16 protein-coding genes and 1 riboswitch are annotated in these 15274 nt (G+C 38.5%); of the genes, 10 read left to right on the top strand and 6 right to left on the bottom strand.

The genetic code is table 11. The features are described 5' to 3' along the window. The first annotated feature begins 58 nt into the window (after positions 1-58). The 6 genes from IGJ11_RS04560 to IGJ11_RS04535 all read left to right on the top strand — a co-directional run bounded on the left by IGJ11_RS04560 (position 59) and on the right by IGJ11_RS04535 (position 6041). Positions 59-778 (top strand): GntR family transcriptional regulator, encoded by a 720-nt coding sequence (locus tag IGJ11_RS04560; protein ID WP_010719615.1) that lies wholly within the window; start codon positions 59-61, stop codon positions 776-778. A gap of 157 nt (positions 779-935) precedes the next feature. Continuing rightward, positions 936-1910, top strand: coding sequence for a VOC family protein (locus IGJ11_RS04555; RefSeq protein WP_034867486.1), 975 nt, complete (start codon positions 936-938; stop codon positions 1908-1910). Positions 1911-1973: 63 nt separating this feature from the next. Next, complete coding sequence (locus IGJ11_RS04550) at positions 1974-2582, top strand: alpha/beta hydrolase (protein WP_063626868.1); 609 nt, start codon at positions 1974-1976, stop codon at positions 2580-2582. Between the two features lie 458 nt (positions 2583-3040). Beyond that, positions 3041-4399 (top strand): adhesive domain-containing protein, encoded by a 1359-nt coding sequence (locus IGJ11_RS04545; protein WP_063626866.1) that lies wholly within the window; start codon positions 3041-3043, stop codon positions 4397-4399. Positions 4400-4420: 21 nt separating this feature from the next. Next, entirely contained in the window at positions 4421-5029 is a 609-nt protein-coding gene (locus IGJ11_RS04540) for a WxL domain-containing protein (protein ID WP_010719619.1), read from the top strand. Positions 5030-5045: 16 nt separating this feature from the next. Continuing rightward, positions 5046-6041: a DUF916 and DUF3324 domain-containing protein gene (locus tag IGJ11_RS04535; RefSeq protein ID WP_178286473.1), complete on the top strand. Its 996-nt coding sequence runs from the start codon at positions 5046-5048 to the stop codon at positions 6039-6041. A 158-nt stretch (positions 6042-6199) separates the two neighbouring features. Here the strand turns inward: IGJ11_RS04535 and IGJ11_RS04530 are convergent, their stop codons facing one another. The 6 genes from IGJ11_RS04530 to srlA are packed head-to-tail and all read right to left on the bottom strand — an operon-like array spanning position 6200 to position 11542. Next, positions 6200-6562 carry a PTS glucitol/sorbitol transporter subunit IIA gene (locus tag IGJ11_RS04530; RefSeq protein WP_063626862.1) on the bottom strand — a complete coding sequence of 121 codons (363 nt, stop codon included), beginning with the start codon at positions 6560-6562 and terminating at the stop codon, positions 6200-6202. Between the two features lie 15 nt (positions 6563-6577). Then, positions 6578-7825 (bottom strand): NAD(P)H-dependent oxidoreductase, encoded by a 1248-nt coding sequence (locus IGJ11_RS04525; RefSeq protein ID WP_034867482.1) that lies wholly within the window; start codon positions 7823-7825, stop codon positions 6578-6580. 40 nt (positions 7826-7865) lie between these two features. Beyond that, positions 7866-8861: a 2-hydroxyacid dehydrogenase gene (locus tag IGJ11_RS04520; protein WP_207432482.1), complete on the bottom strand. Its 996-nt coding sequence runs from the start codon at positions 8859-8861 to the stop codon at positions 7866-7868. After that, complete coding sequence (locus IGJ11_RS04515) at positions 8858-9931, bottom strand: zinc-binding dehydrogenase (protein ID WP_207432484.1); 1074 nt, start codon at positions 9929-9931, stop codon at positions 8858-8860. Before IGJ11_RS04515 ends, IGJ11_RS04520 begins: the two co-directional genes overlap by 4 nt. A 15-nt stretch (positions 9932-9946) precedes the next feature. Next, positions 9947-10984 (bottom strand): PTS glucitol/sorbitol transporter subunit IIB, encoded by a 1038-nt coding sequence (gene srlE, locus IGJ11_RS04510; RefSeq protein ID WP_207432486.1) that lies wholly within the window; start codon positions 10982-10984, stop codon positions 9947-9949. Between the two features lie 24 nt (positions 10985-11008). Beyond that, positions 11009-11542 carry a PTS glucitol/sorbitol transporter subunit IIC gene (srlA, locus tag IGJ11_RS04505; RefSeq protein WP_010737301.1) on the bottom strand — a complete coding sequence of 178 codons (534 nt, stop codon included), beginning with the start codon at positions 11540-11542 and terminating at the stop codon, positions 11009-11011. Between the two features lie 246 nt (positions 11543-11788). Between srlA and IGJ11_RS04500 the strand changes: the two genes are divergently transcribed. From IGJ11_RS04500 to thiE, 4 genes are all read left to right on the top strand, one after another. After that, a complete protein-coding gene (locus tag IGJ11_RS04500) occupies positions 11789-12736 on the top strand; it encodes a sugar-binding transcriptional regulator (RefSeq protein WP_081128757.1) in 948 nt (315 codons plus the stop codon). Positions 12737-12848: 112 nt separating this feature from the next. Then, a riboswitch (TPP riboswitch) is annotated at positions 12849-12947 on the top strand. Positions 12948-13022: 75 nt separating this feature from the next. Then, a complete protein-coding gene (gene thiD / locus IGJ11_RS04495; RefSeq protein ID WP_251849641.1) occupies positions 13023-13826 on the top strand; it encodes a bifunctional hydroxymethylpyrimidine kinase/phosphomethylpyrimidine kinase in 804 nt (267 codons plus the stop codon). Positions 13827-13830: 4 nt separating this feature from the next. Next, positions 13831-14652 (top strand): hydroxyethylthiazole kinase, encoded by an 822-nt coding sequence (gene thiM, locus IGJ11_RS04490; RefSeq protein ID WP_207432489.1) that lies wholly within the window; start codon positions 13831-13833, stop codon positions 14650-14652. Continuing rightward, positions 14645-15274: a thiamine phosphate synthase gene (gene thiE / locus IGJ11_RS04485; protein ID WP_433961363.1), complete on the top strand. Its 630-nt coding sequence runs from the start codon at positions 14645-14647 to the stop codon at positions 15272-15274. The genes thiM and thiE overlap by 8 nt, the downstream gene beginning before the upstream one ends.

Raw genomic sequence — 15274 nt, 5'->3', positions numbered from 1 at the left:
TTATTTCTTTCTTGTCGAACGAAATAACTTTCGTTATACTCAATACGAGGTGAATAACGTGCCAAAATATGAAGAAATCGCAAATGTTTTAAGGGAAAGAATCCGTTCAAAAGAATATCCACCAAACAGCTTTTTGCCTAATCAGATCACTTTAGTCGAAGAATTTGGCGCAAGTCGAATGACCATCAAAAAAGCCATCAATATTCTGGCTATGGAAGGATTAGTTTATTCGCAAAGAGGGGCTGGAACCAAAATTTTAGATCATCCTTTTATCGAGAAAGATACCTCCCCTGCCAATGAGTATGAGGGACTCAGCCATCAAATGAAGCGTCGTCATCGTTCACTGACGAGTCAAATCATTCAATTTGATGTCGAGTTTCCGAACCCATTTATTCAAGAAAAATTAATGATTGGTGCCGAACAACCGGTTTATAATATTCACCGTTTACGAATTTTAGACAACGAACCTTATATTTTGGAACATACATTTATGCCTGTACATTTAGTTCCAGGGCTAAAAAAAGAACATCTGCTTTCTTCTATCTATGATTACTTGCACCAAGATCTAAATCTTCATTTTGCAGGCGCCTATCGAGCAATTTCAGCAGATAAAAGTACGCACTTTGATCAGGAATACTTGAATTGTTCGGAAATAGATCCTGTTTTGGATGTGCAACAAGTCGTTTATCTAAAAGATGGTCAGCCCATCGAATATTCATCTAGTAGAAATCGGTTTGATGTCCGCAACTATTCCTTACTTGATGTCCGTTCAAACTAAAAAAATCCGTTTCAAAAATAGGAAACTATTGTGAAACGGATTTTTTGATGTTTACAAAAGAGCGGAGTCAAACAGAATAATTGCCAGAAACGTTCCCACTCACTATACTGTAATTAACACAACGCTTACTTTTTGTAAGTGCAAAGGAGGAACTCTCATGGATACTCAAATCAAAGGCATCCACCATGTTACCGCTATGACTTCAAGTCCCACTAAAATTTATCGTTTTTTTACGGATATTTTAGGAATGCGCTTAGTAAAAAAAACGATCAACCAAGATGATATCGAAACGTATCACCTTTATTTTACAGATGAATACGGCTCCCCTGGAACTGACATGACTTTTTTCGCTTTTCCTAATCAACCTCAAGGAAGTAAAGGAACGGATACGATTTCTAGAGTGTCCTTTCGAGTACCAACTGATGAAGCATTGACTTATTGGTTCAAACGCTTTGAAGAAAAGAATGTTCTTCACTCTGCGATCAAGGAACGTTTTTCAAAAAAATATCTGGAGTTTGAAGACTTTGATCATCAATTCTATCAATTGATTTCTGATGAAAACAATACAGGTGTTGCTGGTGGTACTCCTTGGAAGAACAGCAATATTCCATCAGAATATGCAATTACAGGCTTGGGACCAGTTTTTGTCCGAGTGAGTCAAATGGAACCATTACAGTTACTATTAGAACAGACTTTAGAGTTTAAACTTACTGATCAAACAGGAGCTTTTTCGCTCTTTGAAGTCGGTCAAGGCGGTAATGGAGCAAGCATCATTGTTGAACAGCGAGCAGATTTACCAAAAGCAATCGAAGGATTCGGCAATATCCATCACCTTGCCTTGCGTGTCGCTGATGAAGAAGCCTTACGTCACTGGATACATGTGATCAATCAGATAAACGTACCAAGTTCAGGGTTTGTGGATCGCTTCTACTTCCAATCAGAATACTTCTTAGCTGCCACCCACGTTCTCTTTGAATTAGCAACAGATGGACCTGGTTTTTTTGGAGATGAATCAGCAGATACAGCTGGCGAAAAACTATCACTCCCACCACAACTCGAAAGTAAAAGAGAAGAAATCGAAGCGTACATTCGTCCCTTCGATACTCAGGATGCCAACCAACAACGAGAATGATCTTCTTTCTATCCAGACATTCGATTCCAAGAAGCATATCTTTCAAGAAAAAGAGGTCAAATCATGGAATATTTTTTTCAAGCGGGAAAACAAACAAGTAGAAATTTACTCCTTCTTCATGGTACAGGTGGCGATGAATATTCTTTACTTGAAACCGTCCAGTTCCTTGAACCGGATGCTACGATTCTTTCATTTCGTGGTTCAATCAAAGAAGACGGAATGAATCGCTTCTTTCGACGGAATGGGTTGAATCAATTCGATTACCAGAGTTTAGCAGAAGAAACAGCGCTTCTGTATCATAAAATCTCAGCAGTTAGCCAAAAAGAAAACATCTCGTTACATGACTGGGTGATCGTAGGCTATTCCAATGGAGCGAATATCGCTGCTCACTTGCTATTATCGAGAAATACTGAGCTGCGAAAAGGAATCCTTTTTCATCCAATGTCTTTAAACGTCAATTATCCAGCAAAAATAATGACTGATACTCAGATCTGGCTTTCTTACAGCAAGACCGATCCAATCGTCTCCTCTGTAGCGATTACGAATCTGATCAAAGATTTTGAAATGCAAAAAGCTCACCTCACATTCCAAGAAACGTTTACTGGTCATCAATTAACAAAGGCTGAATTAATTGCCGCAAAAAGTTGGCTTTCTTCGCTTTCGGTTAACTAATATTGGACCAAGGTTGTGATGCATCGGATTATTTTTTCAAAGTCTCTTTTTCAAAGACTCTATAATGAGGTACGCTCCAAAGGTTGTACGTGAAAACGACAATTTTTGGAGCGTATTTTTTTGTTTCGACCTCTACTCACGAAACAGAAAAATGAATGTAAGTGCTAGATCCAACTATCCATTTTTCTCAAATCATCTCTTTTAACTTTCATTTTGGAAAATCCTTCTTGGCTCCCCCTCATTATAAACGCATCATATTAAAGATAAATAGAAATATTCCTCATTTGAAAAAACTGTAGAATATGGATTTCTATTATAAAAATTAGAAAAAAATGAGTTTTTGATTAGCTAGATTTCCGAAAAATTGCTATAGTTTAATTAATCAGAGTTGCAATCATTTTAGCGTTCGCCAATTTTTTGTCGAGTTAATATGGTTCACTCATTAGGGAGGGGGCACGATGCTTCACAAAAAAAGAAAACAGATTCAACAAGTAATCTTTCTGTTATTGACACTTCTGTCAGTGCTTGCACAAACAAATGTTGTTCAAGCAGTTTCGTTAAATTTATTTGGTACGACTACCGCAACTAATAACAGTCAAACCAGTCCAAATGCGCCTTTTTTAAACCGAGTAAATGTCCCTGTCACTTTTCTCATTGAAGGAAAAAATGGCATCAGCGCTGGGGTTATCACAACTGGCGATAAATATGCCATTTTAGAAGCACCGACTGAAATGGTCGGGTATATCCAACCTAATGGGAATGCGACTGTTCAAACTACTGTTACTGTGCCACTTAGTCAGTCCCCTTTACAATTGATTTTGCCGACCATAACCTCTGTGATTTCGTTGATCGTCAACTCACCTTTAGTTTCCACACAAAATAAAACAGCGGTTAATCAGGCATTGTCAGAATTACGTTCGGAAACTTTTGGTGCCCAGAATCTTACTCTAGCTATCGTCCCACGGTCGAGCACTCAGTATGGCGTAGCGATTAGTCAAGGGCTATTACCCATCCTGACAACGACATTAAAAAATCGGATTCAAAATTTATTAACGATCGTCCAAGCTTTACCGCTGATTGGGACTGTTTTAGGAACATTATTGTCCCCCTTTGTCACAGCTTTGTCTCAATTTATTACGAGTTTAAATTCACCAACTTCTGATAATAGTAAAAATTTGGTTGCTGCTTCGATTTTAGGTAATACGAGTGTTTCGCTACCATTTCTTTTATCTTCGCCCAAATTGACCCAAGATCTAACAGCTAATTTTAAGGGCGGTTTTATTCAAACAGATCAGTCGACGATTCAGTTAGGAACTACTACTGGTACAACACCTGTTTATTTTTCAGCTGGAGCACTCACCTGGCAGAGCACAAGCTTGCCGACTCACTTGAACTTTGGTCAGCACTTGATCCAGACCCAACAGGATGAGCACTTAGTAGCCACCAATAACAATCAAGTAACTACCGGGTCAATTTCGATTACTGATACACGGACAGTTGTAAAAAATTGGCAAATAAAAGTCCAACAACTTAGTCCTTGGCAAAACGGAACCAATCAATTAACGTCCCAATTACAAATCTCAACAGCAGATTTAACAACTACCTTTCCTATCACTGGGATCACAAGTACTGCTAATCAAATGGTCCCTCTATCTATAGGCACGCAACAAACATTACTCAAATTAAATGGTGTAACTGATCCTGGTCAAGTCCAATTAGCAATCAATCAGTTTTCATTAGCGGTTCCCAAAGAAAGTCTGAAAACAAAGGGAACCTACCAAACAATGGTGGAATGGCTCTTATCGGATACACCGTAATTTATTTAGGAGGAAGAAGAAATGAAAAAGAAAACGTTATCTTTTTTTGTCTTGGGAATCAGCTTGTTTTCAAGTTCTCTCGTTTTTGCTGATTCACAAACCCAAGGAGAAGTGGCCTATGTGGAAGGCGCACTTGAATTTGACTATGCTGGCGGTATACCAACTAATTTAGACTTTGGGGATCATCCCCTGCAAACTGCAGCTGCTGAAAACTGGATTGCTACTGCTACAGGTGAACAAACCGGCTCTACACCTACTACTGGAACCGTAGCAGTTCGAGACAACCGAGGAAATCCTGCAGCTACATGGACAGTCAAGTTATCTCAAACTGACCAGTTCAAAACAGCGGATGATGTTGAGCTATCAGGTGCACAGCTCAATTTATCTTTTGGCGCACTTACAAATAACTTAGGGTTAGCCCCTACCAGTGCCTATGAAAACGATGAATTAGCGATCCAAGTATTCAATCAAGATGCTACGATTTTAGATGCAACCGCAGGTCAAAACTCGGGCGATACTGCACTAGCGATTAATCAATTCAGCTTATCTGTTCCAGCGAATACAAATAAAGTAGCCGAACAATATACTACTACATTAAATTGGACTTTCTCATCCAGTCCAACCAACTAAGAAAGGAGGAATGATCGTGAAAAAGTGGTTTTGGATACTACCCTTCTTCTTTCTACTGATGGGAAATCTTACCGTCTACGGCGAATCCTTACAAAGTTTTGATGCACAAATGCAAGGCAATGAATCAACACCATCAACAAACGACAATTATTTTGATCTACAACTAAAACCTGGACAGGAATCGACTTTGAATGTCTTAGTCACGAATCTAAAAGAAACTGAGATCACGATCATTCCGTCCTTTAATCGTGCAAAGACTAATCAACTAGGTGTTGTTGAATATTCTGGTAGAAATCAAGATCGTCCTAATAATTTGCCCATTGATATCGAGAAAATTGTTTCTGTTGATAAGCAAAAGTTTACTCTTGCGGGACATGAACAAAAAAAGATTCCTTTAACCATCAAAATGCCAGAAAAAGATTTTGATGGAGTAATTGCGGGTGGGCTCTACCTCCAAGAAGAACCAAAAAAAGATATACAAGGAAATATTCAACATGTTTTTTCTCGGGAGATTGCTGTCTTACTTAAAACACAACTAAACAAAATCCAACCGAACTTAGAACTAAAAAAAGCAGCACCTACCCAAATCAACCAGAGAAATGCCATCAAAGCAACTTTGGAAAATACTAATGCTGCTTATCTATCTAGTGCTCGTATACACTATGAGATCAAAAAAGAACAACAACAAACCCCAGTACTAACTGGGACCCAGCCCATTTCGTTCGCCCCTAACAGCGGCACGGACTATTTGATTTTTTTAGAAGGAAAAGAATTCGAACCAGGAACCTATCAGCTAATGACGAATGTCAAAAACAAGGAAATCAATTGGCAGCAAAAGATAAATTTTACTATTTCGCAAAAAACAGCTGCAACTTATAATGAACAAAATATATCTACTACAAAGGATGAGCCGCAAAACAATTGGCTCCTTTGGCTAGCTGGAGGTATTATTTTCGCTCTCGTCCTCATTATTGTCTTTTTACTGTATATTGTAAAAAAGAAAAAACGATAACTGTTATCAAACAAAAACTAACTCTACCTAAATTTTCACGAGGCAGAGTTAGTTTTTATTTCTGGTATAGTTTTTATCGAAGGATATACCACCAACCTCATTTGTTCTTTTTCACGAACAACAGTGATTCCATCTATTTATTTCTAACTAACAGCTTCTTATTGTGATTCTCCAAATCGAATGGTATCTCCAATCGCAAACTCTGGAAAGATTTGAGGCTCTACAACGATTGCTCCTGGCAAAACTTCGTTTTCTCCTGTGCGGAAATAAATGGAGATATGTCCAAGGGTTTCAAAGTTATGATTGGCTTCACTGCCAACTTCTTTGATTTGATATTCTTGGTTGCCGATGGTCAGTATATCCCCTGTTTTGATGACATTTTTAGCCGTTTCATGATTGTTATGAACCACACAGATGTCTTTTAATTCAGGTGGTACCTGTTGTCCGAAAAGAATCATTAAGTACTCTGCCGCAAATTCTTCCACTAAAGAACCAACCTCAACAATCTTTGTTGTGTGCATGGTTTTCTCCTCCTTCTATGATAACGTCGTATCTTGTAAATGACGTAACTGCCAAACAGTGGTACTGGCATCTAGTTCAACGTCATCTTCAGTTAAGAAAGAACCCGCCCGTATAAAACGTTTTGCTACTACTTCTCCAGAGATCAGTCCGATCGGGATATGTCCCTCTCGCTTCATTTCTTCGTGGGTCTCAAGTACTCCTCGGACACAAAAACCACCGATTCCATCTAAATGATCCCCAGGTTGAATATCTTTTTTCGCTACCGCAACGGTTTCTGAAATTGGGGCGCCTAATGGAACAATGGCATGATCTTGTTGTAAGACAGCTTTTGCAATCGTAATTGGTGTTTCTAAACTTGCTAAATGATACGGGCGATATAAGATATGATGATCCCGTTCCCCTTTCTTCATCAAGTAATTCATTTCTTCAGCTACTTCGCTATTTTGCCCCTTAACGATAACAAAGACGCCTGGCGCTAAACCATCCACATATTCCACTACACCAAATTGAGATAAGACCCCACCATTTTCTTTTAAATCTAACGAAGTAATGACAGAATCTAGATCCCCTTTCAAACCATGCATACCTACCTTGTCAGGGATATAGCCAATCGCATTTGATAAAAGATTCATTTCAGCCATTGTTTTTGTTCCATCTTGGAAAGCAGCTAGCATATGAGGAGCCATTTGTTTTTTCTGAGCTTCTTTTTCAGCAGTTGCCGGATTTGCGGAAATATTCAATTGATTATTCTTCCCTTTTCCCGCAACTAAGACTTCCATCCCCATAGACGAAGCAAATTCAAATAATTCGGTGGTTGCTGCAGGTTCATCGCCATCTGATCCAGTATAGATCAACCCTGCTGAATCATAGAGTTTATGCATCAAAGGTCCAATAGTGATATCGATTTCAACATTTAATAAGACAAGATGTTTTTTTGCTAATAACGCTTCAAGCGCAATTTTTGCTCCTGCTTCAGGTACACCAGTAGCATCTACGATTACTTCATTCCAATCAGAGTGAATAATTTCTTTAGCATCTGTTGAAATAAGGACATCATTTTTAACTTTTGCCGAAGCTAGATACGCTTCTTTCGCTTTTTGTGCATAATCAAGGGACAAGTCGCTGATCCCTGTTACGATCATCCCTGGAATTGACGCTATTTGTGCAATCATTCCCCTGCCCATTTGTCCTGCACCAATTACACCCACTTTGATTGGATTTCCTGTTTTTTCTCTTAATTGTAATTCACCATATAAAGTCATCTTATGTATTTCCTCCACTCATTCAATTTTTTATGTTTTTTTATAAATATTCTCTAAAGATTCGGTTCACTAATATTTTAGGCGAATTGGCAAAATTACCAATTGTCGAGCCCGCAATATGAGGAGTGATCGTGAGATTATCTAATGTTAGATAAGGATGGTCTGCGGGTAATGGTTCCTGTTCAAAAACATCCACTGCCGCTCCCGTAATCTCTTTGTTTCTTAATGCTTGAATCAAATCTTGTTCATTGACTAATCCAGCACGGGCACTATTGATGAAAACAGCAGAAGGTTTCATTTTCTTGAAATGCGACTCATTGATCATATGTTTTGTTTGAGGAGTCAATCGATAATGCATCGAAAAGATATCTGCTTTTTCCACAAGTTCCTCTAAGCTAACTTGAGTATCAGGGGACGTACCATCAAAATAATCATCAAAGAAAAGAATGTTACATCCAAAAGGTCGCAACAAATGAGCAACTCGTTGGCCAATTTCGCCATAACCAATTAAACCAATCGTTGACTCTTTTAATTCAGGTGCTAATAGCCCATTAGGATAGTACTTTTGCCACTGATGCTCTCTTAATTTTTGATTTCCTCGTGCGATATTTCGAATTTCTGTCAAAATCAAACCAACAGTAAATTCCGACACACTAGTCTTACTTCTGCCAGGAGTATTATAAACAGCAATTCCTTTTTCTTCGGCATAGCTAACAGCGACATTTTCTGTACCTGCTCGCAGTACGCCAACTAATTCCAAATTTTCCGCCCGTTCGATCACTTTTTTACCAATCGGTGCAAATTGAGTAATGATCCACTGATACTCTTCAATATTTTCTAAGAGATACTCTGGTAATTCGACTGCATCACACCCATGTTTTTCAATCTTGATATTATCTTTTTGCAGACTATCTAAATCAGAATGCCGCCATTCTTTGATGTCTACAGAAATTCCTTTTGTAGCTAAATCTTTTAAGCCTTCTTCCATCATTTCTCGATTGATAAATAAATCTGCGATTGCTAAACATTTGATCATTCTTTATTCCCCTCCTCATTTAATACAACTGATACCCGGTAGCTTCCTGGGGTGCTAGCGATCTCGAATGCTTTTTGAATATCCATTAATGGAACTTTGGTTTCGATCAATTTTGATACATCCACTCGTCCTTCATTCAGGAGTGTAGCTGCGTCATAAAAATCTTCTAATGTGGAAGCATACGTACCGATCACTTCGAGACGCATATAATGAATCGTATTTGGCTGGATAGCCATTTCAGGCGCAGGATAACCCGCAGCATAAATCGAGATTTTCCCATCTTTTTCTTTCACCATCTCAAGGGATTGATTCATCGCCAAAGTTGATCCAACTGCGACAATAACGCTGTCAGCCCCTCTCCCATTTGTGAGTTCTTTGACTTTTTGGACTGGATCGGTTTGACTTGCATCAATCGCTTCAAACCCTAATTCCTTGATTAGAGCTAACTTTTTAGGCATGACCTCAGAAATAATGACCCTTGCGCCCATTGCTCGTGCTGTTAGTCCATTAAGAAGTCCCATTGTTCCTCCACCGATGATCACGATCGTTTCTTTCCCAGGCACTATTCGTAATTTTTTCATATTTTGAACGACGGAGGATAAGGGTTCGACAAAAGCAGCTTCTGAGGCAGATAAAGTTGGTCTCATCTTGACGAAGCTCTTGGCTTTACGAACAAAATAATTCGCAAATCCAAAAATCCCATAAAACTCTTTTGAATAATTCTTTCCAAATTGCCGTTTGTTTTCACAATTCGTAATTTCACCAAATTTACACTCATCACAGTAACCACAATAATCATAAAGTACACTGACTCGATCGCCGATCTGGTAGGTATCGCCGACAGCTTTGCCTTTTGCTATGACAATTCCTGAACATTCATGTCCGCCAGCCATAGGATAGCCTTGATGTTCTCTAAGTCCTAACCATTGTTGATAGTCAGTTGTACAAATGTTACAAGCTTCTTGTTTTACTAACAATTCATCTTCTGCCAATTCAGGCATCGGTATTTCCTTGATCTTTGCATTCTTCTTCTCAGCTAAATAGCCAAACGTTATGTTTTTAGGTTGCATTTTTTCACTCCTATTCTATAATCCAATTGAAAAAGCATACGCAATGATAACTGCGATCGGACCAGTTAAAATTCGCGAAAACAACACAGCTGGCACACCATTAGAAATCGTTTCTGGTTTTGCTTCTCCCAAAGTCATTCCTACAGGTGCAAAATCACAGCCAACTTGTGAATTGATAGCAAACAGTGCTGGTAGAGCGTAATGTGGCGGGATTGTACCATTAGCGATCTCTGTTCCGATCAATAAACCAATCACCGAAGCAATCACCGCCCCTGGTGCTAATAAAGGAGATAAAAACGGCAAACTAGTAATAGCACCTAATAGAACTAAGCCAAGTAAGCTACCGCCTAAAGGTGACAAAATCTTCGCAATAATATCCCCAATTCCTGTATAGTTGATAATACCAATCAAAGTTGCAACAAAAGCCATAAATGGAATAATATTTGTTAGCACGGTATCGATCGTTTCACGCCCTGCTTGATACATGATATTGATAAAGCTCCCCGCACCACGTCCGATGGTATCGATCAAGCCAAAAATCCCACCTTTTTTATTGCTATGATTTTTCTTTTCAGTGGTTTCTTTTGTTATTTCTGTAGTTGTTTCCGGTTTATTTGTGTTGATATTTGATGTTTTTTCATTCTTATCTTCTTTATTATGTACTTGTGCAGCTTCGCTCTCACTAATAATTTCTATGTTTGTAATCGTTGTTCCTGAAACAAAAATATCTCCTGTCATAAATTTCGCCAACGGCCCAGAAGGCGCTTGCAATTTTACGTTGATTGTTGGGATCTTCATTCTTGGATACGTTCCACAGCGTGCTGTTCCGCCACAATCAATGACTGCACACAAGGTTTCTTCTTTTTCCACTGGATTTTTAAATGCATCAACCGCTGTTACCCCAGCTAATTCCGCAATCTTTTCAGCGACGGGATGAATGCCCCCACCGGTTACGCTGATAACGTACTTCTTACGTTCATCATTTAACGGAATGGTTAATGGTCCTCCCCAGCCACCATTTCCTTTATGGATAATTAGTTTTTTCGCTTCCATCTCTACCTCCATTCTCAGTTTCGTCTATGCTTCTGTTGTTTTTTTTGCTTCTCTTTGTGTTAAGAAACGAGCAATTTTTTCTGTAATGATTCCTCGTACTAAGATAATCATAAAAGCAGCTAGTAAATACCTTAGACCTAATTCACTTTGATTTCCCACTTTACCAAAGCCAGCTGCCACACCAAGATAAACAAATAGTTCAGCTGAATTTGCATGAGGAAATAATCCCACGATGGGATGAAGCATTGACACCGTTGCATCATAGTAAGCTGCCTTGTGTTCTTCTTTTAAAAATCGTCCAAATGTATAACACATTGGATTTGTTAAAAAGAAACACGCTAAAAACGGAATCAATGTATAGCGTAATAACGTGAATTTCGTACATCGTTGCATGAATCCAAATACTCTTTTTTCTCCGATAATTTTTATTAGAGCGTTTACAAAAAGAATCAAAGAAATCAACAGCGGAACGATCGTCGTTAAAAATCCAACAAAAGTATCTGCTCCAGCTTGAAACATTCCCATAAAGCCATCTGACAACTTCACCAGAAAATTCAAATCCCATTCCTCCTTTTAAGATCAAATTGCGCGCTTATATCAAAAGACAATTCATTTGTCATATGATATCACACCAAGAATATATCATTTGACAAAATTAATGTCAATTGATTTTTTTGAAAAAATAAAGTACACTAAAAATGGAAATGTTTTTTATTAAATGTATGACAGTTATGATTACCCGATCGACTTGATCTATTTAAGTGAAGTGAATAACTGGAGTGAAACGATCAATTGGAGGAAAAAATGAGTAAATCTGAAGAAAGAAACATGGTGAAAGTAGCAACTTTATATTATAAAGAAGGTCTGACACAAGCACAGATTGCTAAGAAAATGGGAGTCTCTCGTTCACTCATTTCTAAATGGTTAATTGATGCTCGAAAAGCAGGTTTCATTGAATTTTTTATTAATAGTGAAAATATCTATGCCATTGAATTAGAAACCGAACTAGAGAAAAAATTTGCCTTATCTTTTGTTAAAGTGGTGGACACAACTAATCTATCTTATCCAGAAATCGAGAAAATGGTTGGACAAATTGCATCAATTTCTTTAAAAGATAAGATTGCAGCTGCGAAAACAATCGGGATTTCATGGGGAAAGTCAATCAAAAGCTTAGTTACTCAATTTCCATTTGAGAATTATCCTGATACAACATTCATTCCATTAATCGGCGGCATGGGATATGATCATTTTGATATCCACTCCAATCAACTTTGCCATGAATTTGCTCGAAAGACACGTGGTTCTTCAAAATATCTTTACACTCCAGCACTGGTTTCTAATGAGATAATTCGTCAAGAATTTGAAGGTAATATCTACATTGATAAAATTCTCTCTGAAGCCAAAAAAGTCGAATTAGCACTTGTCGGTATCTCCTCCCCTGATCATTTCAACACGATGGAAGAAATCGGGTATACTAATAAAAAAGAAATGGCACAATTAAGAGGGATTGGTGCAGTTGGGGACATCAACTCCCGTTTTTATGATAAAGATGGGCAAGAAGTAAATCATCCAATCAATAAGCATGTGGTTGGCCTAAGTCTTGAAGAGCTTAAAGCAATTCCTGAAACCATCGCTATTGCTTATGATGATGCGAAATGGCAAGGAATCTATTATGCTTGTAAAAATCAACTGATTGACTCCATCATTACTACCGACACCATTGCGGATCACTTGATTCATATGGATATTTAGCAATGACAAAAACGGAAGTTACGTAAGAGCGGTTCCGTTTCTCACTGTTTCCTTTATCTGCTCTTGAATCTCCTAACTATTTCCGCTATGATTAAAAAGTAATAAAATATGATTTTGTTTGCAGGGGGACGCTGTTGCGTTGAGAAGGTAAAACCTGACCCTTTGAACCTGTTTGGTTGATACCAGCGTAGGGAGCAAATGTCCTTTTTGTTGATGCGAAATCAAAACAAACAAGACATTCTTCTTTCTAGGGGAATGTCTTTTTCTATTTTAAGGAGGATTACAGATGAAAAAAGTGCTTAGTATTGCAGGATCAGATTGTAGTGGTGGCGCGGGTATACAAGCCGATTTAAAGACTTTTTCTGCTCATCGAGTGTATGGAATGTCGGTTATCACCTCAGTCGTAGCTGAAAATACGGTTCGTGTATTGACCTACCAAGATATTTCCCCTCGAATCATCAAGGATCAAATGGATGCGGTTTTTGAAGATATTTTTCCCGATGCCGTAAAAATTGGGATGCTTTCTAGCCAAGAAACAATGCTTGCAGTGACTGAAAGTTTAAAAAAATGGCAACCACAAAATATTGTTTTAGACCCAGTGATGTACGCTAAAAACGGCAATGCGTTAATGGAGCCAACTGCGATTGATACACTGATTCAGACGGTTCTTCCCTTAGCTAACTTGATTACACCTAATATCCCAGAAGCAGAAAAAATTGCTCAATGTACGATCTCATCAATTGCAGATATGGAACAAGTCGGACGAACCATCTACGAAAATAGTGGAACAGCTGTTTTAATCAAAGGTGGACATAAATCTGGCGAAGCTACTGATGTGCTCTTTGATGGAAATAAATTCTATCATTTTACTGCAGAACGAATCGAAACCAAAAATACTCATGGGACAGGGTGTACGTTATCTTCTGCTCTTGCTTCTGAATTAGCTCTAGGAAAATCTTTAGAGCAGGCTGTCTGTGAAGCAAAGAAATACGTTACACTTGCAATCCAACATTCGTTGGTGATCGGTCAAGGACATGGTCCTACGAATCATTTCTACTCGCTTTACCAAAATACCGTTGAAGAGGAGTAATTTTATGTCATCATCCGAAACTATTATCCAACAGATTCGTGCATGCAATCCGTTGGTTCACCATCTAACGAACTATGTAACAGTCAATGATTGTGCCAATATTACTTTAGCTATTGGTGGTTCTCCGATAATGGCTGATGCGATTCAAGAAGTAGCAGAAATAACAGCTAAAACGGATGCACTCGTTCTCAATATAGGAACCTTGAATGAACAAACCGTTGATTCGATGATTCTTGCTGGCAAAGAAGCGAACAAGCATGGAATTCCGGTCATATTCGATCCAGTCGGTGTGGGTATTTCTCAATTTCGTATGGATGTGACTAAAAAGTTATTAAACAGTATACATTTTACAGTCATTCGTGGAAATTATTCAGAAATCCTTTGTCTAGCAGGTATTCAAACTTCAGCTAAAGGAGTAGACACTTCGCTTGTGAATCAAAAAAAAGAAACTGAAGTCATCAATATTGCACGAACACTAGCTTCTTCTTTTCACTGTATCATCGTCATAACCGGCGCAATCGATATCGTTTCAGATGGTGTTCGAACAATGCAGGTCAAAAATGGTTGTGCTGCAATGCGCCATGTTACTGGTACTGGTTGTATGTTAGATTCTCTAATTGCTAGTTTTTGTGGTGGTTATTCCGATGATTTTTTTGAAGCAGCCGTAAGTAGCGTGATTGCAATGGGAGTTGCTGGTGAATTAGCTTTTGAAAAGGCAAAAACCAAAGGAACAGGTAGTTTACGCACCCATTTAATAGATGAAATAAGTAAACTAACGGATCAAACCTTATCAGAACGAGGTGACTATATTGCATTCGATGATTGATTACCGGCTCTACCTAGTAACAGATCCACTCTTGTTCACTACCAATACACTGCTAGAAGCTGTCTCACAAGCACTTGAAGGAGGCGTTACTGCTGTCCAACTCCGAGAAAAACAGTTAGATTCTAGAAAGTTTTACGAAGAAGCCATACAGATAAAACGATTAACCAAAAGATATAACGTTCCCTTGATCATCAATGACCGCCTTGATATTGCTCTGGCATGTGATGCAGACGGTCTCCATATAGGTCAAAATGACTTACCCTTAACTATAGCTCGTAAGCATCTTGGACCAGATAAACTAATCGGGGTTTCAGTACAAACGGTTGAAGAAGCCATCGAAGCAGAAAAAAATGGTGCGGATTATCTAGGAGTCGGTGCAATGTTTCCTACAGATACCAAACCAGATGCAATACATGTCACAACTGAAGAATTAGAAAAAATCTGTGCGCAAATCTCGCTTCCAATCATTGTGATCGGTGGAATCAATCAGCAAACAATCCCAGCTTTTCACTCACTTCCCGTTCAAGGTTTTGCTGTCGTATCTGCTATTTTGTCAAAAAAAGATATCAAAAAAGCCAGTCAGGAACTTTTAGGATTGATTGATCAAACGATTGGGAGGTAA

This window comes from Enterococcus sp. DIV0691 (genome assembly GCF_051711145.1).
GTDB lineage: Bacteria > Bacillota > Bacilli > Lactobacillales > Enterococcaceae > Enterococcus_B > Enterococcus_B hirae.
This window is presented reverse-complemented; position numbering and strand designations above follow the sequence as displayed.

What these genes read in the sequence shown, in the direction of transcription:
- IGJ11_RS04545 (WP_063626866.1), top strand. Translation starts at nt 3,041, where the DNA reads ATGCTTCACAAAAAAAGAAAACAGATTCAACAAGTAATCTTTCTGTTA.
- IGJ11_RS04540 (WP_010719619.1), top strand. Translation starts at nt 4,421, where the DNA reads ATGAAAAAGAAAACGTTATCTTTTTTTGTCTTGGGAATCAGCTTGTTT.
- IGJ11_RS04555 (WP_034867486.1), top strand. Translation starts at nt 936, where the DNA reads ATGGATACTCAAATCAAAGGCATCCACCATGTTACCGCTATGACTTCA.
- IGJ11_RS04550 (WP_063626868.1), top strand. Translation starts at nt 1,974, where the DNA reads ATGGAATATTTTTTTCAAGCGGGAAAACAAACAAGTAGAAATTTACTC.
- IGJ11_RS04500 (WP_081128757.1), top strand. Translation starts at nt 11,789, where the DNA reads ATGAGTAAATCTGAAGAAAGAAACATGGTGAAAGTAGCAACTTTATAT.
- thiM (WP_207432489.1), top strand. Translation starts at nt 13,831, where the DNA reads ATGTCATCATCCGAAACTATTATCCAACAGATTCGTGCATGCAATCCG.
- IGJ11_RS04530 (WP_063626862.1), bottom strand. Translation starts at nt 6,562, where the DNA reads ATGCACACAACAAAGATTGTTGAGGTTGGTTCTTTAGTGGAAGAATTT.
- srlE (WP_207432486.1), bottom strand. Translation starts at nt 10,984, where the DNA reads ATGGAAGCGAAAAAACTAATTATCCATAAAGGAAATGGTGGCTGGGGA.
- IGJ11_RS04525 (WP_034867482.1), bottom strand. Translation starts at nt 7,825, where the DNA reads ATGACTTTATATGGTGAATTACAATTAAGAGAAAAAACAGGAAATCCA.
- thiD (WP_251849641.1), top strand. Translation starts at nt 13,023, where the DNA reads ATGAAAAAAGTGCTTAGTATTGCAGGATCAGATTGTAGTGGTGGCGCG.
- IGJ11_RS04520 (WP_207432482.1), bottom strand. Translation starts at nt 8,861, where the DNA reads ATGATCAAATGTTTAGCAATCGCAGATTTATTTATCAATCGAGAAATG.
- thiE (WP_433961363.1), top strand. Translation starts at nt 14,645, where the DNA reads ATGATTGATTACCGGCTCTACCTAGTAACAGATCCACTCTTGTTCACT.
- IGJ11_RS04515 (WP_207432484.1), bottom strand. Translation starts at nt 9,931, where the DNA reads ATGCAACCTAAAAACATAACGTTTGGCTATTTAGCTGAGAAGAAGAAT.